General features: G+C 38.3%; 11 protein-coding genes. 2 read left to right on the forward strand and 9 right to left on the reverse strand.

Annotation, left to right across the window (positions count from 1 at the left end):
* The 5 genes from B7697_RS01905 to B7697_RS01930 form a co-directional block, all read right to left on the reverse strand.
* The coding region (locus B7697_RS01905) for a mucin-binding protein (RefSeq protein WP_084950062.1) at positions 1–5,552 on the reverse strand (5,552 nt) is incomplete at its 3' end.
* Positions 5,553–5,902: 350 nt separating this feature from the next.
* Complete coding sequence (gene asnS / locus B7697_RS01910; protein WP_084950064.1) at positions 5,903–7,246, reverse strand: asparagine--tRNA ligase; 1,344 nt, start codon at positions 7,244–7,246, stop codon at positions 5,903–5,905.
* Positions 7,247–7,270: 24 nt separating this feature from the next.
* The gene (locus B7697_RS01915; protein WP_084950066.1) at positions 7,271–8,449 is read right to left on the reverse strand and encodes a pyridoxal phosphate-dependent aminotransferase; all 1,179 of its coding nucleotides are present in this window, start codon (positions 8,447–8,449) and stop codon (positions 7,271–7,273) included.
* Positions 8,446–8,934: a cell wall elongation regulator TseB-like domain-containing protein gene (locus tag B7697_RS01920; RefSeq protein ID WP_192851459.1), complete on the reverse strand. Its 489-nt coding sequence runs from the start codon at positions 8,932–8,934 to the stop codon at positions 8,446–8,448. The genes B7697_RS01915 and B7697_RS01920 overlap by 4 nt, the downstream gene beginning before the upstream one ends.
* Before the next feature lie 291 nt (positions 8,935–9,225).
* Positions 9,226–10,422, reverse strand: coding sequence for an MFS transporter (locus tag B7697_RS01930; protein WP_084950068.1), 1,197 nt, complete (start codon positions 10,420–10,422; stop codon positions 9,226–9,228).
* A gap of 420 nt (positions 10,423–10,842) precedes the next feature.
* Between B7697_RS01930 and B7697_RS01935 the strand changes: the two genes are divergently transcribed.
* Complete coding sequence (locus B7697_RS01935) at positions 10,843–11,391, forward strand: NADPH-dependent FMN reductase (protein ID WP_084950070.1); 549 nt, start codon at positions 10,843–10,845, stop codon at positions 11,389–11,391.
* A 119-nt stretch (positions 11,392–11,510) separates the two neighbouring features.
* Here B7697_RS01935 and B7697_RS01940 read toward each other — a convergent pair whose 3' ends face one another.
* Both B7697_RS01940 and B7697_RS09325 read right to left on the reverse strand, forming a co-directional pair.
* Positions 11,511–15,386 (reverse strand): mucin-binding protein, encoded by a 3,876-nt coding sequence (locus B7697_RS01940; protein ID WP_084950071.1) that lies wholly within the window; start codon positions 15,384–15,386, stop codon positions 11,511–11,513.
* Between the two features lie 151 nt (positions 15,387–15,537).
* The gene (locus B7697_RS09325; RefSeq protein ID WP_158086282.1) at positions 15,538–20,037 is read right to left on the reverse strand and encodes a mucin-binding protein; all 4,500 of its coding nucleotides are present in this window, start codon (positions 20,035–20,037) and stop codon (positions 15,538–15,540) included.
* A gap of 217 nt (positions 20,038–20,254) precedes the next feature.
* Between B7697_RS09325 and pclR the strand changes: the two genes are divergently transcribed.
* Entirely contained in the window at positions 20,255–21,739 is a 1,485-nt protein-coding gene (gene pclR / locus B7697_RS01955; RefSeq protein ID WP_084950073.1) for a virulence transcriptional activator PclR, read from the forward strand.
* Between the two features lie 50 nt (positions 21,740–21,789).
* On the opposite strand, the gene yaaA is transcribed toward pclR, so the two are convergent.
* Positions 21,790–22,518, reverse strand: a complete 729-nt coding sequence (gene yaaA / locus B7697_RS01960) for a peroxide stress protein YaaA (RefSeq protein ID WP_084950075.1) — start codon at positions 22,516–22,518, stop codon at positions 21,790–21,792.
* A gap of 78 nt (positions 22,519–22,596) precedes the next feature.
* A complete protein-coding gene (locus B7697_RS01965) occupies positions 22,597–22,761 on the reverse strand; it encodes a YczI family protein (RefSeq protein WP_000508321.1) in 165 nt (54 codons plus the stop codon).
* Positions 22,762–22,864: the final 103 nt, after the last annotated feature.

Below are 22,864 nucleotides of genomic sequence, written 5' to 3' on the forward strand. Positions count from 1 at the left end.
TTTGGTACCCATGATCCTAGTGGTTTGTAAACATAAGTTACTGTTGAACCATCTTTACCAATCTTACCTTTCGCTTCTCCATCTACACGAACAAGAACATAACCCTTGATAACTTTTCCACTTGTAGCGTACTCATCGCCTACTTTACCTTCTGTAGTCTCTGCAGGAAGAAGGTCTTTGCCTTTTTCATCTACATATTTAACTACTAGGTTAGCTTTGTTCGCTACGTAGTTGATTGGTGTATCTTGACCTGGATCTGTTGGAATACTTGGTACTTCATATCCTTTAGTTGGATCGTTTGGATCTACTGGTTTCAACGGATTACCGTCTTTATCCTTAGGTGTGTATCCTGGCACGTATGGAAGAACTGGTTTATCATTGCCTGGTTTGGTTGGATCTGTTGGATCGTTTGGATACTTGATTGGGTCTGTTGGTTGACCTGGGATGTTTGGTACCCATGATCCTAGTGGTTTGTAAACATAAGTTACTGTTGAACCATCTTTACCAATCTTACCTTTCGCTTCTCCATCTACACGAACAAGTACATAACCTTTGATAACTTTTCCACTTGTAGCGTACTCATCGCCTACTTTACCTTCTGTAGTTTCTGCAGGAAGAATGTCTTTGCCTTTTTCATCTACATATTTAACTACTAGGTTAGCTTTGTTTGCTACGTAGTTGATTGGTGTATCTTGACTTGGATCTGCTGGAATACTTGGTACTTCATATCCTTTGGTTGGATCGTTTGGATCTACTGGTTTCAACGGATTACCATCTTTATCCTTAGGTGTGTATCCTGGCACGTACGGAAGAACTGGTTTATCCTTGCCTGGTTTGGTTGGATCTGTTGGATCGTTTGGATACTTGATTGGGTCTGTTGGTTGTCCTGGGATGTTTGGTACCCATGAACCAAGTGGCTTGTAAACATAAGTTACTGTTGAACCGTCTTTACCAATCTTACCTTTCGCTTCACCTTCTACTCGTACTAATACGTATCCGTCAATCACTTTTCCTTCTGTAGTGTACTCATCTCCTACTTTTCCTTTTGTTGTTTCTGTAGGTTTAAGTTCTTTTCCATTTTCATCTACATGTTTAACTACTAGGTTAGCGTCATTTGCTTCATAGTTAATTACTGTATCTTTTCCTGGATCTGTTGGGACATTTGGTACTTCATAACCTTTAGTTGGATCGTTTGGATCTACCGGTTTAAGTGGTTGACCATTTCCATCTTTTGGAGTATATCCTGGTACATATGGTACTACTTCTGTTGGTTGTCCTGGTTTGGTTGGATCTGTTGGATCATTTGGATACTTGATTGGATTTGTTGGTTGTCCTGGGATGTTTGGAATCCATGATCCTAGTGGTTTGTATGTTACCACTTCTGTAGTGTTTTCTGAGTCTGCAGTTACTTTTGTAGTTGGTACTGTTGCTTTATCAGCTAAGTATCCTTTAACTACTGGTGACTTCACTTCAGCCAAGTCTTGAGCTGGTGTCCAATCTCCGTATGTAACCTCACCTGTAACCAAGTTAACTTTCGCTTCACGTGTGAATTTAGCTTCTTGTGTTACTGTTTTTGGAGTTCCATCTTCGTTTAATACTGGAGTTCCATCTTCGTAAACATAAGTAATTGTACGTGTGACAGTTTTGTTTAGATCTTTTTCTTCCAAACCAGCTGGGTATTTAGGGCCGTCTGGGTTATTTGGATCTACTGGAGTTCCTGGTGTTTTTGGTTGATCTGGTGTAACTGGTACAACACGTTCTTTAAACGTTACTTTAAACTCTTGATCAGTGTCTTTATCTTTATCGAACTTACCACCTTCTGGGTATGTATTAGAAACTAATTCATATCCTTTGTTTTCAAGTTCTTTGATTTTCGCTTTTACATCAGCCTCTTTTGTAAGTGGTGTATCTGAGTCACCTTCTTCAGTAATAGCGTCAACACCTGGAATTGGATTTCCTTTTTCATCTACGAAAGTCGTTTTAGCTTTTTGTGTATCCTTCATATAGTTAATCGGTGTATCCTCACCTGGGTTAGTTGGGATACTTGGTACTTCATAACCTTTAGTTGGATCGTTTGGATCTACTGGTTTCAACGGATTACCATCTTTATCCTTAGGTGTGTAGCCTGGGACGTACGGTACTACTTCTGTTGGTTGTCCTGGTTTTGTTGGATCTGTTGGATCATTTGGATACTTAATTGGGTTTGTTGGTTGACCTGGAATGTTTGGAATCCATGAACCTAATGGTTTATATGTTACAACTTCTGTAGTATCTTCTGAGTCTGCAGTTACTTTTGTAGTTGGTACAGTTGCTTTATCAGCTAAGTATCCTTTAACTACTGGTGATTTAACTTCAGCTAAGTCTTGAGCTGGAGTCCAATCTCCGTATGTGACTTCACCTGTTACTAAGTTGACCTTAGCTTCACGAGTGAATTTAGCTTCTTGTGTTACTGTTTTTGGAGTGCCATCTTCGTTTAATACTGGAGTGCCATCTTCGTATACGTATGTTATTGTACGTGTTACTGTTTTGTTTAGATCTTTTTCTTCCAAGCCAGCTGGGTATTTAGGTCCGTCTGGGTTATTTGGATCTACTGGAGTTCCTGGTGTTTTTGGTTGATCTGGTGTAACTGGTACAACACGTTCTTTAAGTGTTACTGTGAACTCTTGGTCAGTGTTAACATCTTTATCGAATACTTCGTCTGTTGGGTATGTATTAGATACTAATTCATATCCTTTATTTTGAGCTTCTTTGATTTTCGCAGCGATTTCATCTGCTTTTGTAAGCTTGTCTCCACCTTTACCTGTTTCAGTTACCGGTGTATTTCCTTCAACCTCTTTTACATTACCATCTTTGTCTTGGTAAACAAATGTTGTTTTAGCTTTTTGGATTGGTGAGTAGGTTACTACATATTCGTAATCTTCATCTGTTGCTGTTGTAGCCTGTACAGGAACTTTTTCTACACTTGCAATGTATCCTTCTTTTTGAGGCACAGTTACTTCTGGAAGATTTGTATCTCCAATACCTGTCCAGTTAATATAGATTGGTTTATCATTTGAACCAATTTCTGCTTTACCTTCAGCATTTGTCTTAACAGTTCCTTTATAGCTTACAGTCTGAGTCGTTGGATCAAATACTTGTTGTCCTGCAAGACCTGGTGCATCATCAGCATACACATACTTAATTGTACGGTTTACTTCTTCTACTTTTGTTTTCTTAACATAATTGTAATCTACAGGCGTAACATAAGCTGATGCATTAAGTCCATTCTTTTTCAATTCTTCAGTAGAATATAAATCACGAACTCTAGTGTTCGTTACACTTAATGTACCTTCAATTCCTGTTGTAGGGATGTTTGCAAGGATGTACTCTTCTCCATCTACTTCTTTTATTAATGGAGGAATATATTCAGATACATTGTATTTTTTACCTAGAACATTAGTATTATCCTTTGTACCATCTTCATTTAAAGGACGATTACCATCGTATTTAGTAGTAGCATGCCCTATAGTTTTACCAGTCTCAAGATCTTTAAGCTCTATTACTACTGCTCCTGTTGGTGGTTCTCCTAGAGGTGTTCCAGATGCGTTGATTTCCCAACCATTTGCAACTTTTGTAGTAACTTCTTCTTTTTCACCGTTAATAGATGTTCCACCTGATACTGTAAGAGTAGCTGCAGTCTTATCGTTTCCTGCTGTTCCTCCTGTAATAAGCCCAAATTCATTATACGTAACATTAGAGAATTCATTTGTTAAAGTTTTATTTTTAATTACTTTCTCTACACCTAAAGATTGAAGAGATAGCGAGATATTAGAACCTTCTTGGATGTATCCTTCTGTTACAGTTACCTCTAATTCTGTTGGAGAGATTAATTTTGGAGTTAATGTAAATCCACCTTCACGACCATCTTGAAGAATCCAAACGTTGTTTTCGTTAGCTTTAACATTAGCCCAACGGTTAGCAAGACGGTAAGTAATACTATCTCCTTTGTTAGGATTAATAGTAGATGCTGTATTTAATCCATTTACAAAGTTAGTACTTCCTTCAAGTTCTTTAAATTCTGTAAATTCAGAATTAGGTAATTTAATAGTAAATTTAGAACCTACTCCATAACGGATATCTGAATCTGTATTAATCTCTAGAGTATCACTCTTACCTTTCAATTCATTAGAAACATATGTTAAACCATTATTTGATCTTAATGAAGCTGATGTTCCTTGTTTTGAGAAACTTGCTTTCTGACCTTTACGTGTATACGTATGTTCAACAACTGTTCTTCCATCAATTTTAATAGTTGCTGTATACGGAGTGTCTTTTGAAATTTGTGGAGCTAAGTATCCACCACCTGATAGGTTTTCAGCACCAAATGAAACAATAGGATAATCTTTCACTTTCGCGTTCCACTCAATGTTGTAAGTATATGTACCCGTTTCATTAGCAACAGCTGGTTGTTCAGCAACACGTTGGTCATAAGTCATTCCACGTTGAGTACGTTGCGCCCAATATGGTGTAGATTTGTTATTGTTGTTTCCTGTTGAAGTTCTATAGTCTATAGATTTAACTTTACCGATTACTGTTCCATCTGCTGCTGTAATTTCTTTTCCTGCAGGGAAGGCAGCACCAAACTCTGCTAAGTTTGTAACTTCAATTTTTGTAATTGTACCTGCTTGTAAATCTGAAGTATCAATTGTTGAATCAAATCCCCATGCTTTAGGAGTTGTATTATCAGCATTCATCGTAATATAACCATTTGTTAAAGATTTAACTTTTTCTCCATCTTTAACAACATCTTTTCCTACGATTTTTTGGTCTTGAGTTGCTGCACCATCTAATACAGCTTCAACTTTACCTGCATGGCCAGCACGTTTCATTTCAGCATAAACTGCTTCAATTGCGGCAGAAAGACGATTCACTTGAGCTACCATTTGGTCTTTAGAAGCATCAGATGAAAGCAAATTATTAGCATTAGCTGCTTCAAGCTGAACTGCCTCGATTGTAACCGCAAGTTCTTTTTTCGCTGCTTCATCTTTCACTTCTTTATCTGAGAAGTTTGAGGCTACTGTTGCCATAACATCAGCTTCTGAAGTCAATTGAGTAAGAACTGTCTTCACTTCATCTTGTGCTTTTTCTGTTGTAGCTTTTTCATCCGTTTTTTTATCAGTTTTTTCTTTAGCTACTTCTTTTTTGGCAGCTTGCTCTTTATCAGATTTTTCTGTTGCAGCTTTATCTGCAACTTCTTTTTCTGCTACAGGTTTAGCTTCAGTTTTAGCTTCTTCTTTAACTTCAGGTTTTTCATCTGCTTTTACAGCATCAATCTTTAATTCTGGAAGTTCTTCAACAACGGGTGTCGTAGGACCAGAATCAGATTTCTGTTTATCAGAATTTGTAACTTCTGGAGTTTTTGCAGAAGCAGTACTTGTTTCATCAGCTTTAACAGCGTTTGCTCCTAACAGAAGAGCAGTCCCCAAAAGAACACTAGCCGCACCAAAGCTATACTTACGAATAGAAAAGCGCTGGGCTCTTCTACCATGGTATTTTTCCATTCTTGAATACATGTTTTCTCCTTTTTATCTTAATCTAAAAGCTTTACGTTTACATATAACTCTATATGTTGGTTTTTATAAAAGTACCTCTATTATTTTATCATAAATAAAACCAACTTGTCCATAAAAATATCGCGTTTATACTCGATTATTTTATATTATTTTTGTGCACTGGGTACAAAAAAAATCAATATCATCAAACTATTTCTAAGAATACTTGGATATATATATATATATATTGCATAAAAATACAAAATAGAAAACAATAAACCTTGATATCAAAAAGGAATCTATTCTATTTCTTCGATTTTAACATCTAAAAAAAGATGACGAATCATCTTCTTTAACTATAATAACTTTAGTTACGGTTTAATACGGTGCAACATACGTGGGAATGGAATAGCTTCACGGATGTGTTTTGTTCCTGCTGCGAAGGTTACCATACGTTCGATACCGATACCAAATCCTCCGTGTGGAACTGTACCGTATTTACGAAGGTCAAGGTAGAATTCATATTCTGTACGATCCATGCCAAGTTCATCCATCTTAGCAACTAATGCATCGTAGTCTTCCTCACGCATAGACCCACCGATGATTTCTCCATAACCTTCTGGTGCAAGCAAATCTGCACAAAGCACGCGCTCTGGATTTTCAGGAACTGGTTTCATGTAGAAGGCCTTGATGGCTGCTGGATAGTTCATGACAAATGTTGGCACACCAAAGTGGTTTGAAATCCACGTTTCATGTGGTGAACCAAAGTCATCACCATGCTCAAGATGTTCGTAGTCAGCATCTTCATCATTCTCATGCTCTTGCAAGAGGTCAATAGCTTGATCGTAAGTGATGCGTTTGAATGGCTCTGCAATGTAGCGTTTCAAGAGTTCTGTATCACGTTCCAAGGTTTCTAAGGCTTGAGGCGCACGATCAAGAACACCTTGTAGAAGAGCTTTCACATAAGCTTCTTGCAAGTCAAGCGACTCATCATGTGTCAAGTATGAGTACTCTGCGTCCATCATCCAGAACTCAGTCAAGTGACGACGTGTTTTTGATTTTTCAGCACGGAATACGGGACCAAAGTCAAATACACGACCAAGAGCCATAGCACCTGCTTCTAGGTAAAGCTGACCTGACTGGCTCAAGTAGGCTGGCGTTCCGAAGTAGTCCGTTTCAAAGAGTTCAGTTGAATCTTCTGCAGCATTTCCTGACAAAATTGGGCTATCAAACTTCATGAAGCCGTTCTTGTCAAAGAATTCATAAGTTGCATAAATGATAGCGTTACGGATTTGCATCACCGCTACTTGCTTACGAGAACGGAGCCACAAGTGACGGTTGTCCATCAAGAAGTCTGTTCCGTGTTCTTTTGGTGTGATTGGGTAGTCTTGAGATTCACCGATTACTTCGATGTCTGTAATGTCCAACTCATAGCCAAACTTAGAACGTTCGTCTTCTTTGACAATTCCTGTCACATAAACAGACGTTTCTTGGCTCAAGCGTTTGATAACATCAAACTTCTCAAGTCCCACTTCTTCACCAAATTTTTCTACAAAGTTTGGTTTAAAAGCCACACCTTGGAAGAAGGCTGTTCCATCACGCAATTGCAAGAAGGCGATTTTCCCTTTTCCTGATTTGTTGGCAACCCAAGCGCCAATCGTCACTTCCTGACCAACATAGTCTTTTACATCAATAATCGTTACACGTTTTGTCATTATTTTTCCTTTTCTTTTATTCTTTTATTTTTCCATAAATGCTTTCAAGCGTTTAACTGCTTCTTTAAGCGTGTCTAGGTCTGTCGCATAGCTGAGGCGCACATTTTCTGGCGCTCCAAAGCCTGCTCCTGTTATGAGTGCCAAACCAACTTCCTCAAGAATAGCTGTTGTAAAGTCAGTCACATCCGCATAACCTTTCATCTCCATGGCTTTTTTAACATTTGGAAAGAGATAGAAGGCTCCTTGTGGCTTAACGACTTCAAAACCAGGGACTTCACACAAGAGTGGATAGATGGTATTGAGACGTTCTTCAAATGCTTGACGCATAACTTCCACAGAATCTTGCGGTCCAGTTAGGGCTTCGATGGTTGCATATTGTGAAACAGCAGTTAGGTTAGAAGTTGTTTGACCTGTCAATTTGCTCATAGCAGCAATGATTTCTGGATCACCCACTGCATAACCTACCCGCCAACCTGTCATAGCATAGGCCTTAGATACACCGTTGATAACAATGGTTTGCTTGCGAATTGCTTCTGATAGACTTGAGATTGGAACAAATTCATTTCCATTATAAACAAGGCGACCGTATATATCATCTGCTAAAATCAGAATGTCATGCTCAACTGCCCAATTTCCGATAGCTAGTAATTCTTCACGAGTATAGATCATACCAGTCGGATTAGATGGTGAATTGAGAACCAAAACCTTTGTCTTATCTGTCCTAACTAGTTCTAGTTGATCCACTGTGACTTTAAAATCATTGTCTTCTTTAGCTTGAACAAAAACTGGAATCCCTTCTGCCATCTTGACTTGGTCTCCATAACTAACCCAGTATGGAGTTGGAATAATAACCTCATCTAAAGGATTGATTACAGCCATAAAGAAGGTATAGAGGGAGAACTTGGCACCTGTAGCAAAGGTAACCTCGTTACTTGCGACAGAATAGCCATAGTAGCGCTCGAAGTAGGTATTCACCGCAACTTTTAATTCTGGTAGGCCTGAAGCTACTGTATAGAAGGAAGCCTGTCCTTCTCGAATAGCTTTAACTGCTGCATCCTGAATATTTTCAGGAGTGTGAAAATCTGGTTGTCCTAAGGTCAAGAAAAGGACATCCTTACCTTGAGCTTTTAATTTTTTTGCTCTCGCATCACTAGCTAAAGTAACACTTTCTTCCATTTCTAAAACACGGTTGGATAGTTTCATAAGCCCTCCTTATTGACCAATGCTCCGGTTTCAAAATCTACTAGATAAAAATCAGAGCCTGACTTGACTTCCCAGATTGGCTTTTCTTGATAACGGCCAAAGGTAATCTTGTCAATCTCGCCAGCTCCTTTTTCCTTCGAAACAGCTTCTGCTTTTTCTTGTGAAATACCCTGATTTAGCTGATAAACGTAAATCTTATGATTATCTTTTCCAATCAGAACAGCAAGCGCTTCTTGCTGTTTATTACGACCAAGAACGCTGTAATAAGATTCCAAGCCATTATATAAATCAACCTGATCAGCCTGCTCTAATCCTGCATACTGCTGAGCTAATTTTTCTCCTTCACTTTTAGCTGTTTGATAAGGTTTCATGCTAAGAGAAACCAGATACAGAAAGGAAGCACTGATAACCACAAACAAAATCGTCATCCCTAGACCATACTGCCACAGTAGATTATTTTTTGCTTTATTTTGTCTTGTTTTCACTCGTCTATTTTACCATCTATTGGGCTTTATTACAAGTGAATGCAAGAATACTCTTCGAAAATCAAATTCAAACCACGTCAGCTTCGCCTTGCCGTACCCAAGTACTGTCTGCGGCTAGCTTCCTAGTTTGCTCTTTGATTTTCATTGAGTATAAGAAACCAATTCTATTTCTTCCTTCAAAGTAAACCGATTTTTCTTAGTTAAAACCGAGCAAGAAAAGTAAAGACAGCTCCAAAATCAACCTATTAAAAAACCTGAGCTTAGTACTCAAGTTTTCGTAATTTTTTTGATCTATGGAATCACTTTATCATCCATTCTTTTAGCCATTTTTCCTAAAAAGATAGTCAGTAGAAGGCTAATCATGACTAAAAAGGATCCTAGATAAAGAAATGTTACTACAAAGCCTAAATTGTCAATCAACCAGCCTGTCAGTGGGAAGAACACAATCATACTTAGACTAAACATCATAGAGTAGACACTCAGCATGGTTGCCCTTACTTCACTTGGGAGCCGCTCTTGCAAATCATTATCAAAAATCGGCTGAAAAAGAGCATATAGAGCATTACTAATCAAATAAACCAAAATATAGATTAGAGGTGTTCCAAAGTAGGACAGCAGGTAGGTAACTCCAGTCAGCAGGACGAGAATAGGGAAAAGCTTCAAGGCGGCATATATCTTTCCAATCTTACTCGCTAGATAGACTGCGACGATATTCAAGAGACTTCCAAGTAGCATAACTGCTGAAATTTGCCAACTACTTAAATCTGGTAACTGATTTTGATAGTAAAAATAAAACATGCACATGAGTGTACCAACAATCTGAGACAAAATCATCCAGTTGAAGAGCATGGGATTTCTCTCCAACTCTTCCTTAACAGTCCAAATAATCTGTTTCATGGTCACACTGTCAGTTTTTTCTAGCTTGACACTGGGCTCTTTCAGCATCCAAATCAAGACAAGAACTATGATAGAAGTGGCAATCATGATATAGTAGGTCAGGTGCAATTGACCATGGACAAAAAATCCCGCCAACACTGTCCCCAAAGAACGAGTTCCTTCGGCTACTCCTGACATGAAACTTGAAATGGATAGATAGCGCTCCTTTAGCCCAGCCTCTACAGCCGAGTCATAGACCATTGCTGCACTTGTTCCTGAATCAAAATTATAAGACAAGGCACTCACCGCCATTGCTAGTGCATAAATCCAAAAATTTCCCTGACCAGCCAACATGAGAATAGAAGACATAATTCCTGCTATACGACTTAAATAAAGGTTGGTCTTATAGGAATAACGATCAGCTAACATTCCAGATGGAATTTCACAGAGAAGACTGGTCGTATGAAAAATACTCTCCAGAAGTCCAATCTGCCAAAGAGACATTCCATTTTGACTGAGAAAGAGAATCCAAAAACTGGTAATCCCTAGAAATGCAAAAAACTCAACTCCGGCCATCAGGCCAATATTTTTCCGATAATTTCTTATTAACATCTTTTCTCCTTAACAAGTGTATTATTATTTCTTTTGTCCGTCACTTGTTAATCTTTGCCTTACATGATCTCCACCCCTTTTAGAAGCATTCTTCAATGCCATTATTGTTCCTTTAATGATTTATGAAATGATACCGGAAAATAGCTGTTCTGCGGTTTCTATTGCGAGTTTTCTTGTTTATTTTAGCACTTATGTCATCATATTACAAGAGAATATAGGAATACTCTTCGAAAATCAAATGAAACCCGTAATCTAAGAGAAACAGTTCTTACTTTTCCAGTGACAACTGACTAGAGCTTCTGTAATTTTTTAATTTTCAAATAAACTCTGAGCAAATTCCTTGCAAGTTGTCTTGTTTTGTTGTAATATATTTTATAACAACGAGAAAATTCTCGTAAATTTAAAAAAAGGAGACACATCATGTCTAAAAAAGTATTATTTATCGTCGGTTCACTACGTCAAGGTTCTTTCAACCACCAAATGGCTCTCGAAGCTGAGAAAGCACTTGCTGGTAAAGCAGAAGTTAGCTATCTTGATTACTCAGCTGTACCTCTCTTCAGCCAAGATTTGGAAGTTCCAACTCATCCAGCTGTAGCTGCTGCTCGTGAAGCAGTTCTCGCTGCGGATGCTATCTGGATTTTCTCACCAGTTTATAATCACTCAATTCCTGGGCCAGTGAAAAACTTGCTTGACTGGCTATCTCGTGCTCTTGACTTGTCTGATACACGTGGCGCTTCTGCCCTTCAAGACAAGTTTTTCACAGTATCATCTGTAGCCAATGCAGGTCACGATCAACTCTTTGCTATCTACAAGGACCTCTTGCCATTTATCCGTACACAAGTCGTTGGTGATTTCACGGCTGCACGTGTTAATGACTCTGCTTGGGCAGATGGAAAATTAGTTCTAGAAGAAACAGTCCTAAATTCACTTGAAAAACAAGCTCAAGACTTGGTTGCAGCGTTTCAGTAAAAAATAGATAGTTTAAAAAGTCTTTAATATCAAAATGAGCAACTTTTAATTTTAAGTTGCTCATTTTTTGTGCTATCTAATACTATCCTACTAGTTAAATCAGTATTAACACTTTATATTTAGCGATGTCTTCTAGCATGACCACGAGTTCCTGGTCCAGTTCTAATTGGTTTAACTTGTTTACCTGGACGTGAAGGAACATGGTGTACTGGTCCATGATGAGGTCTCGTTAAATGCGGTTTAGGCTGAACACTTGGTTTTGGATGAGTAACAACTACATTTGGTTTTGTAACAACTCCGACTACATGCGTGTGGCTGGTAGTACCAGTATGAATGACACTTGTCACCTCTGAATGAGTTTCGGTCTCATTTGTCGTGATAGTGACAATCGGTGTTGTTGGACCTGCTGTTGCCGCATTTGAGGTAACAGTGGTTGTCGTTGTAGTTGTAGTCGTAGCCGTTCCACCAGGAACAGGTGTTGTCTCTGTTTTCTTATTAACAGATGTTTGTGAAGAAAAATCTGTTGGTTTAATTGCAGCCAAGGCTTCAGCTGGAGTTAAGCTAGGTTTTGAATCAGTAGTCGCTACCGGCTTTGGTTGCACAGCTGGTGTTGGTGTAGCTGGAGTAGATACTACTGGTTTAACAGGTGTTACCGGTGCAGGTGCTACTGGTTTCACTGGAGCAACTGGTTGTGGTGTGGCAACAGGCGCTGGAGTTACTGGTGTCGAAACTACTGGTTTGACAGGTGTTACTGGTGCTACCGGTTTTGGTTTAACGACAGGCGCTGGCTTGGCCGGAGTTGACACTGCTGGTTTAACCGGTGTTACTGGCTTGACCGGTACAACGGGTTTTGCAACAATTGGTGATGATGCAACAACTGGATTCGGAACAGTCAAAACTGGTTTGATAGAAATTCCATTCCCTAGACTAGAAGGAGTTGCTGCAATAGTTGTTACTCCTTGTGGAGTGACATTTGGTTTATGAACAGTCGTATCCACTGACGCTACTGGTTTATCATCAATTCTTGTGATTTTCCAATTATCATAAATAACTGCACCAGTAACGAGGTTAACTCTCGCCACTCTTTCAAAAACTACAGATCGAACTACATCTTTGAAAGCTTTTTTACCATCTTTTAGATATTTGTAGTGAATGGTCTGCTTGGTCATTTTTCTCAGTGTATCTAAGTTTTCAACCGATTTAGGCCAAACAGGTGACAATGCATCTCCTGCTACCAATGGATTTCCAGCAATTGGTTTAGGATCATCTGCTGTGACAGTCATAACTTTTTCGATTAATTGAACTGAGAATACTTGATCAGTTTGTTTTTCACTGTCAAAGCGTTTATCATTAGCATTTGCAAAACCGTCATGTACTAATTCATATCCTTGTTTTAGGTATTGATTAATACGAGTTTTTGAATTATAAGCAATTGTTTCACCTGGAAGACCAACTACACTATCCACATTTCCTAAAACTTTAGGACTTGTTTCTGTTTGATTGAGGTATTTAACCTGTGCTTTTTGTTGAGCAAGATAATCATAAACAACATGGATATCAGCCTGTGTCAAATGTCCCTTACTATTAGCAGGTGTTTGTGACAAGACATATACTACACCATCTTTTTCGAAACGTTCAGGAACTTTAGCAGTCACATCATAGTTATTTCCCAACAAGTTAATGAGATTTGAACTCTTATCATGTGGTGTATTGAATGTTTCTAAAATAGCTTGACTTGTTTTATCACGATACTGAATATCAACTTTACCAAATTTAGCTTCTTCGTACACAGCTACCACGTTGGCTTGAGCTCGTGTAATCGTACCAGATGTCTTCGTATTGCTATAGAAACGATCATTCTGTGCATACTCTTTGAAGACATAATATTTACCATTTGGTGAATGCAATAAATAAGGTGCTGTGATAGATGTTGTTTGAATTCCTTTGTTTTCTTGAACTTCTGTCTCAGTTGTATTTCTCTCCAAAGTAGCTACATAGCTAGTATCAATTTTGGTAGATGGTCTTACAGTAGTGAATTTGTCTTGAAGGATACCTCCATTTTCCACCGCTGCAATGGCAGGAAGAAGCATTTTCCCTTGAGTATCAACGAAGCGAACAGCTACATCTCCATATACAAGGCGTCCATCTGTTCTAACCATATCTGGGTTAGCAATTTTCCAGTCAGAATCAGCAGCTTGTTCGTATTGGTCTGTAAGATTTTTACCTTTGGCATCAACCACTGTCAATGTCCCTGGAACATTCGATTTAAAACCATTTCTAGCTTCATTCAGATAATTAACTGTGTGACTTGTCGGAACACGGTCAACTCCAAAGTCTTTTGTACGTAATACATAGGTTCTTCCAGCCAACATCTTTCCAGAAACGAGTTCAAAGGTTAATTCATTATCAGCAGCCTTAAGAATCTTAAATTTGGCATGTTGACCTGGTTCTTCACGAGGCGCCTCCAAAATAACATTATGACGATTTACCCTTGTTCTTGATGTATCAGGGCTAGTATTTATCATTTCGACATTGTGGGCACCACGTTCAACAAATTCACCGACAGTAGCAAACTTATTGAATTCTGTATCATTGATACGAACGGTGAAACGGGTCCCTGCACTAAAGTTTGATTTCCATGTTCCGATACGAAGAGTGCTGTTATATGTTTTGATACTACCATCATCATCCAACATCACATCACCTGTGAAGTTAGCTGTAGCTGGTGTATCATAAACTTTAGGTGCTCCTATATCTGTTTTAATCACAGTGTAATTCTTAGTGACTACATTTTGACCATTAACTGAAATAACACCAGTTACAGACTTATCCACGTTCACTCGAGGATAACGAATTCCACCTCTGTATTGAAGTTCAAAAGTAACATCATCTAAGCGTTCAATTTCGTCAGTAAAACGGTATGTTGCTTCAATATGACTCCCTTTGTCAACTAAATCCCATGATTCTTTTGTGTCCAAAGCAACGTCACGATCTCCACGTGAAGCCCAGTATGAAAGGCTTCCAGCTTTGGCATTATCATTTTTCTGAACCAGACTCACTCGTTCTGCAAATACTTTACCTTCAGCAACCAATTTTTGAGGAAGATTATTGTCTTGCGGTAATTCCTTCAAACCAATTGTGAAGATATCCCCCTTATGATAGGCACCATTTTTAAATTTTAATTGGAAACGATAATCAGCAATACCTGTTGAAGTCACACGGTCCGCCATGTCGATTGTACCATTGGCAATAATATTTCCATTATCGATAGCTACATCTTGTGTTTGAATTGGCGATAGACTAGCGCTAATTTTCTTGCCATGTCCTGCACGTTGCAACTCAGTATACACTGTTTCGATAGCTGAATACAGTTGATTTAATTGAGTCTTAAGATTTTCTGCACTAACAGATGAATCTTTTAATAAGGCTTTTGATTGTGAAATCTGAATGGTGGCTGCCTTAACAGCTTCTTGAACCAAGGCTTTTTCTTCAACTTTACGATCTGCTTCTTGAGCATAACGAACAGCAACTTGATTTAAAACTTCTGCTTCTGATACAACCTGTTCCAAGGTAGTTTTTTCGACTGATTTTTCTTCTTTTACCTTCTCACTTGAAGTAGGTGAGGTAGTTTTTTCTTCACTAGACTTAACTTCTTTAAAAGTGAATTCTTTTGAGTCAGAAATTTTTGTCTCAGCTGCCACTTTAGACTCTGCTTCCTTCTTTAGAAGGGCATTGATATCTAATTCTTCTTTTTCCAAAACTGGAGCTTGAAGAGTTGAAGGTAATTCTGCTATTTTTTCCTCTGAATTTTTTTGCTTAGTCTCGTCAGGTTTTTCAGAGACTTTTTGTTCCTCTTTTTCAGTTCGATGTGAATCTACTTTCTGTTCATCTGCACTCACACCTGAATAAGCACCAAAAACCATCAAGGCAGCTACAGCAACAGATACTGCACCAAAACTTGATTTTCTAATGGAATACTTGTTTACCTTATTCATTTGATTCCGTTTTACTCTTGAATACATATTTTTTCTCTCTAACTATTTTATGATAAAAAAGGGAGTGGAATTGATGCTGTATTGACATACATTCTCACTCCCTAAAACACTACACTTACAATATTTTGTTGTCTAGAGTTTTGTTTTGATTTTATTCATCTCTTTTTGCTTTTCCAACTAAACTAAATCCAGCAATTAGGCCAAGCACTCCTAGAACTTGAGCCATACCAGAAGAGTGACCCGCAGTTTTTGGAAGTTCTTTTTTCTCCTCTTTTGGAGCTGAGTTTGGAGTTGGAACTGCTGATGGCACTTTTGGAGCTGGGGTAGAGGTTGGAACTGGAGTTGGCGTAACTTGTGGAGTTGGGCTCGGTACCGGGGTTGGAGTTTGATCCGGAGTTGGGGTCGGTACTGGATTCGGCGTAACTTGTGGAGTTGGAGTTGGAGTCGGTACTGGATCCGGCGTAACTTGTGGGGTTGGGGTTGGAGTCGGAATTGGAGTTGGTGTAACTTGTGGAATTGGTTGAACATTTCTATAAGTTACAGTTACAACTTGATTTTCAGTTTCTGCTGTAATTCCTTGAACCGAATCTACCTTAGCAAGATCAGGATTGTATCCTGCAATGCTTGGAGATATCACTTCGTCAAAACTTGTTACCCCATCTTCAGAAACCCAAGATGTACTTGTAGTTTTACCTGTTACATTATCGATACTTAACATACGTGAAAAGCTTACTTGATCATGGTGATCTTCACTTGCTTTTGTACCATCTGCAAATACATAATGAATCGTTCTTTCCACAAGTTTTGGAGTATCTTTTTTAACAGTAATCTTATGTTTCAATAGAACTGTATATTCTTGAACTTTTGTTTCATCTGTATCAAAAGTTGCATCTGTAGGGAAACCATCTTCCTTCAATAAGTACCCTTTTTCAATCAACGATTTCAAAACAGTTTCTGTCGTATAGGCAATCTTTTCTCCAGATTTACCAGTAATATTGTCTGTATGAACGACCTCATCCTTATTATCCATATCTATATAACGAACTACTGCAACTTGATCTGTCTTGACGTAAGTTACCTTTGTATCTTCACCTGGATTTTCAGGTGTAACACTTGTACGCTCTGGTTTGTAGCCTACAATTTCAGGTACTGCTGTTTCTCCAGCTTTACGAGGATCATTTGCATCATTCAGGTATTGTGGTTGAGGAGCATTTGCAATCACATTTCCAGAAGCATCTACTGGAATGATTTTACCCAAAGCTTTATATGTAACTGTATCTGTTGCTTTTGGTGAATCTGGCGTAACTGTCTTAGCACCAGCTTCTGCTTTATCAGCAAAATATCCTGTCACAACTGGTACTTTAACTGTTCCATAGGTATGGTTCTTGTTTTCCCAAGTTGTTTCTTTAGTTGCTTCATTATATGACCCCTTGAAGACAAAGTCATTTTGAACATTATCTTTAGGAGTTTCAGAACCTGCACCAGTAAAGCTTACCGTTTGGTTTGTTTCCTTAGACACTGGATCAATAATTGCATCATAAGAAATTAATGTATTCTTACCGATACGGTCAGGATCTGAATCATCATTTGGATCAACTGTTCTATCCGTTATGCTATATCCCCAGACATTTGGTTGTTCTTTATGGAAAGCATAAAAATGTGGTGCATCTGGTATCTTTGTAATGCCTGCTCTAGTAGCGTCATTAGGATCGTTATCATAATACTTATATAGTGCATCGTCAATATTTTTAACGACCTCACCTTCGGCATTTATATATTGACCTTTTTCATTAACTGCAACAATGCGTCCCATTTCTTTCAAGTCAACATTAACTTCTGTATCTTGAGGAGAATTTGGATTAACCTCCATCGTCCCTACTTTATTCACAGTAGCATAGTATTTTGGTGTAATAGGAGTTCGTACAGCTTTGAAGACAGCATTAACAGATGAATCCGCTTCTGAATTATTTGAAGTAGTTGATTCCGCTACAGCAGCACGTTTACCTCTTGATGAACGGCGTACAGAACGCTCACCATTTTCTGTCACAGTTAAACCTAATGGAGACACTTGAGAATTATGAACTTGTGTAGCTAAAGTATTTTCTAAAACAGGAGCTACTTCTGACAATGCTCGTCTGCTTCTAGATGATCTAGCAACTCTTGATTCACTATTGTTGACAACCGTTGGAGTTGAAACAGCTGGTTGAGATGCTACTGGAGCTACAATGTCTTGGTTCTTAATAGCCTTAATCTTCCATTGTTCATAATTAATATCACCAGAAACCAAATTCACAAGTGCATTTCGTTCATAACTGATATGTTGATCAATTGATCCATACGCAGCTTTCCCATTTGTGTAGTAACGGAAATTAATACGACGACTTATTGTTTGGGTCAATTTCTCCATTCTCTCAACAGTACCTGGCCAATTTGGTGTATTTGGTTGTCCTGGATTGACTGGTGTGTTGGGTTGTGGTTTAGGATCTTTCGGTGTTACACGTTCGACACGTTCTGAAAGGGTTACAGTGTAGACTTGGTCACGTGCTGTATCGTAGTCATAAACCTTCGCACCACCCGCTGTGAATTCATCACTAACAAGGTTATAGCCTTGTTTCTTGAATTCTGTGATTTGACTTGTTGTGCTGTAGGCAATGGCTTCTCCTGACTTACCTGTTACTTCATCTGTTGTGAGAACACGGTTACCGTTAGTGCTTACGTAACGGATAACAGCTTTTTGAGCATCCTTACGGTAAGTAACTGTTTCAACACGGTCTTGGTCTTTAGCCTTCACTCCGCTTACAGCTGGAATTTCTGATTTATCCGCTGTGTAACCTGCGATAGTTGGAGAAACCACTTTATCAAACGTATCATCATTGGTTGTCCAGTCTTGGAAGTCAATATGACCAGTCACTAGGTTAATACGACTCCAACGTTTGAAGTTCAGTGTTTCAACTACATCATCCTTAGCCTTACTTCCATCTTCGTAAACGTAATGGATGGTACGGCTAACACTTTCCTTGTTATCCAAGTTTTCAACGGTTCCTGGCCAACGTGGGCTATCTGGTTGTCCTGGATTAACTGGTGTGTTTGGTTGTGGAGTTGGGTTATCTGGATTAACTGGTTCAACACGTTCTGAAAGAGTTACAGTGTAGACTTGGTCACGTGCTGTATCGTAGTCATAAACCTTAGCACCACCCGCTGTGAATTCATCGCTAACAAGGTTATAGCCTTGTTGCATGAATTCATTGATTTGACTTGTTGTGCTGTAGGCAATGGCTTCTCCTGACTTACCTGTTACTTCATCTGTTGTGAGAACACGGTTACCGTTAGTGCTTACGTAACGGATGACAGCTTTTTGATTTTCTTTTTCAATGACTACATTAGAGTCTTTACCAACAGCATCTAAATCATTATCGTCGTTTGGATCAATAGTTTTTGTTTCTGCATCATATCCACGAATAGATTGATTGTCACTAATTTTCCAACCAACTGGTGCATTAGGAATTTCAGTTACATCTGCTCTTGTTGTGTCATTAAAATCATTTTTGTATTGTCTACGGACAGCCGCTTCTTTATTTTCTACTACTTCACCATTTGAATTGATGTAATGTCCATCTTTGTCGACTAAATTGATATAACCTAAGTCTTTATACCAAACGTTGACAACTGTTTCATTTATATAGTCTGGGTTAACTGTTAACTCATCAACACTCTTGGCATCTGCGTAGAAACCTGGATTAACTGGGGTCATAACTTTCTTGAAGGTATAATCCAAATCTCCGATAGCACGTTTCCGACGACGCGAACTACCTTGTGCGGCATGAGCCTCAATAGCACTCTTTAATCTTAAGCGTGCTTCTTGATCTAACGGAATATTCCACCCGCCTTTTTTATTTGCCTTTGCATCTTCAACTCGAAGCCCCTTTACAGGTTTTAAGGCAATTTTATCTTTTTCTTCTGACTCTTTGTCTACTTCAGAAGTTTGTTCAGCTACTTTTGATTCTGCATTTTTCTTTTCAGCAGATTCAATTTTGCTCACTACTTCAGTTTTATCAATAACTTTAGTCGTAGTCGCCCCTCTAAGTTCCAAAGCAATAACTGCAGCCTGAAGTTCAGACTCTGCTTGAGATAATTCTGATTCTGTCACATCTGCTTTATTTAGTAATTCTTTAGCAGATTGTATACTAGATTGAAGACGCTTTACACTTTCTTCAGTGTACAGTTTAATCTCCAATTTTTCTGCGCGCAAAAGGGCCGCTGATAATTTTGACTTATCAACAGCATTTTTAGAAGATACTTCTTCTCTCTGAATTTTAGCTTCTTCAACTTTTTCTGCTGGTGCTTTAGCATCTTCAGATTTAGCTGGAGTTACTTCTACTGGATTAGCAACCGTTGGAGCTGCGTAGGTCGTTTCTTTCTTAACTGTAGAAACTTCTGCTGGTTTGGTAGCTTCTTCTACCTTATCGACAGAAACACTGTTAGTAGCTTCTGATTTTTGTTCTTCTGCTTGTACCGCTTGAGCATTAGCAGCAGTTCCCAAGACCAAGGCTGTTCCGAGCAAAACACTCGCTGCACCAAAGTGATATTTCCGAATGGAGTATCTTTGTTGCAAGCTATACCAGTCAAATGATTTTTTATGTGAATGTTTCATTGTGAACTCCTAGATAGTATTTTATAGTTCTCACTCTACAACTATTTGATATATAAATCAATATTTTCTATACAATTAATATATTCTCTTTTTGTACCTAAAAGCCACTTATATTATTCTAATTTTTCTGACTAATTCAGACGCTTTTTCTACTCCGACATTTTTGTACACTTTAGACAATAATATGATATAATGAAAATAGGAGGAAAATACCTATATGCGTAACCTTTTATCTACGAAAGATCAGCGACAATTACGTTTAATGGAAACCCTAATCCAACATCGTGATTGGATGAAATTACATGAACTTGCCGACGAATTAGGATGTACTGAACGAATCTTAAAAAGTGATTTAAATGAATTGCGTGCTGCCTTTCCAACTATCGATATCCAGTCTTCTGTTAACGGAATTATGATAGATTTAGAAGTTAATACTAGCGTTGAAGATGTTTATCAATATTTTCTTGCTCATTCTCAATCTTTTCGATTACTAGAGTATATGTTTTTTAATGAGGGCCTACCTATTTATCGAACAATAGAAAATCTTCACTCTAGTAATGCCAACCTCTATCGATTGGGCAGAAATATTACAAAAACTCTGTCAACTCAATTCCAAATTGAACTATCATTTACTCCATCCGAAATACGTGGGAATGAAATCGATATTCGCTATTTTTTTGCCCAATATTTTTCTGAGCGCTATTATTTCCTAGACTGGCCTTTTCCTGACCTTCCTGAAGAGGATTTAACAGAGTTTGCTGATTTCTTCTATAAAATCACGAATTACCCGATGCGATTTTCAATCTATAGAATGTACAAATTGATGATAGCCATCAGTATTTACCGCATTAAAAACGGTCATTTCATCGACTTACCAAATCATTTCTACGATGAATACTACCCTCTTTTGATGAGTATTCCAAACTTTGAGGAGATACTTGTCCATTTTTCTGAAAAACTGGGACTGGAAATCACCCCAGATATCATTGCCCAAATTTTTATATCCTTTATTCAAGACAATCTTTTCTTAGATCCTCAAGAATTCTTCAACTCTTTAGAAGAGAACAGTGAAGCAAGATACTCTTACCAATTACTTAGTCAAATATTAGAACGCCTAGCAAAACAATATAAGATTACTTTTACTAACCACGATGAGCTGATTTGGCATTTACACAACACTGCTTTCTTTGAAAGACAGGAAATCTTTTCTACCCCAATCTTATTTGAACAAAAAGCATTGACGATTAAAAAATTTGAAGTTTACTTCCCAGACTTTATGGGGAGTGCACGTCAAGAACTAGCCCAATACCGTCAGGCGATTGGACAGCATGACCATCCTGAACAGTTGGAACACTTGATGTACACCATCTTAACCCATGCTGAAAACCTCTCTACTCAGTTGTTAGAAAATCGACCACCTATCAAGGTTTTGATTATCAGTAATTTTGACCATGCTATATCCCTTACCTTTGTTGATATGCTTTCCTACTACTGTAATAACCGCTTTACCTTCGATACTTGGGATGAATTGGAAACGAGTCCTGAGATTTTAAATCAGACAGGTTATGATATCATCGTGTCTAATTTCTATATTCCAGGAATTACCAAGAAGTTTATTTGTCAAAATCATCTGTCAATAATGGATTTGGTTAATCATCTTAATACTTTATCAAATGAGATTCATTTGTCCAATACTTTATAAGCTAGAAAAAAGTCAGCATAATCCTGCTGACTTTTTCTCTTATCTGATTTCTAAACTTCCTTAACAAAAACCAATTCCTGTGGTTGTGACAAATCTTCTCGGTAGGCAAATCCGGCAAAGTTCAAGCGACGTGCTTCCTCCACAGTTTGTACTTGATTTTCTATTAGAGATGTTAGGAAGGCACCACGCGCTTTCTTGGAAATGGTTGAATGAATTTTCAGCTGACCACCCTTGTCCTCCATAAATTTAAAGGTCACCATCTTTTCTCTGATTTCCTTAGAAAATACAGTCTCAAACTCTGACGACAAGAGAGAGAAAATTAGGTCTTCACCATTCATAGCCTCATCATAGGCTGCCTTCCAATGGCTCTTCAAAGTCTTACCAGCGACTTTTAACTTCATCAAAAAGTCCAAACGGTGAGGGGCCATAGGTGACAAGGCTGGAACAACACCGTACAAGGCCGAGGTAATGAAGACATGATTTTCAAGATAGGCTTGTTCTGCCTCGGTCAACTTATCTCTCTTGATATGGCGGTACATGAGCCCATCAAAAAGTTTCAAGGCTGGGTAGTGTTGAGCAGTTTTGTTTTTTAAAGCTTGGATATTTTGAAATTCTTCCGCCGCCTTCTCGGCTGATACCTTGTAAAAACTCTCCAATTGACTAGCAGAATAGAGAGCCAAGGCATCCAGCACGGCCTGACTTTCTGGTTTTAAAGGAGTGGCTTCAATACTTGGCAAGTCTGTGTTCATTTCTTTTGCTGTTGGGATTAAAATTTTCATATTGATAGTGTAGCATATTTTTTTGCCACTACCAAGAAATTCATCTGAAAAACCTCGGTTTGACCGAGGCTTCTCTATTTATTTTGGCCATCCTAACCAGACAGCCACGAGAACAAGGGCTAGGCCAGCTAAACTTGTTAAGATAGATAAGAATTTATCTTTTTTCTCCTTGAACTGAGAAAAACCTATCTTCAAAGCGAGCAGTCCGAGTAGCATTGAAGCAAGCATCACATAAAAACCCATTTCTTTGTCCTCCATTAGGCTTAATTTACCTTATTATAACATATACTTCTTAAATAAAGCTTTTTTATACTCAATGAAAATCAAAGAGCAAACTAGGAAACTA

Origin of the sequence: Streptococcus mitis (assembly GCF_002096895.1) — a bacterium.
Taxonomy (GTDB): Bacteria; Bacillota; Bacilli; order Lactobacillales; family Streptococcaceae; genus Streptococcus; species Streptococcus mitis_AH.

Coding starts and splice junctions, on each gene's coding strand:
- asnS (WP_084950064.1), bottom strand. CDS start 7,246: ATGACAAAACGTGTAACGATTATTGATGTAAAAGACTATGTTGGTCAG.
- B7697_RS01915 (WP_084950066.1), bottom strand. CDS start 8,449: ATGAAACTATCCAACCGTGTTTTAGAAATGGAAGAAAGTGTTACTTTA.
- B7697_RS01930 (WP_084950068.1), bottom strand. CDS start 10,422: ATGTTAATAAGAAATTATCGGAAAAATATTGGCCTGATGGCCGGAGTT.
- B7697_RS01935 (WP_084950070.1), top strand. CDS start 10,843: ATGTCTAAAAAAGTATTATTTATCGTCGGTTCACTACGTCAAGGTTCT.
- B7697_RS01940 (WP_084950071.1), bottom strand. CDS start 15,386: ATGAATAAGGTAAACAAGTATTCCATTAGAAAATCAAGTTTTGGTGCA.
- B7697_RS09325 (WP_158086282.1), bottom strand. CDS start 20,037: ATGAAACATTCACATAAAAAATCATTTGACTGGTATAGCTTGCAACAA.
- pclR (WP_084950073.1), top strand. CDS start 20,255: ATGCGTAACCTTTTATCTACGAAAGATCAGCGACAATTACGTTTAATG.
- yaaA (WP_084950075.1), bottom strand. CDS start 22,518: ATGAAAATTTTAATCCCAACAGCAAAAGAAATGAACACAGACTTGCCA.
- B7697_RS01965 (WP_000508321.1), bottom strand. CDS start 22,761: ATGGGTTTTTATGTGATGCTTGCTTCAATGCTACTCGGACTGCTCGCT.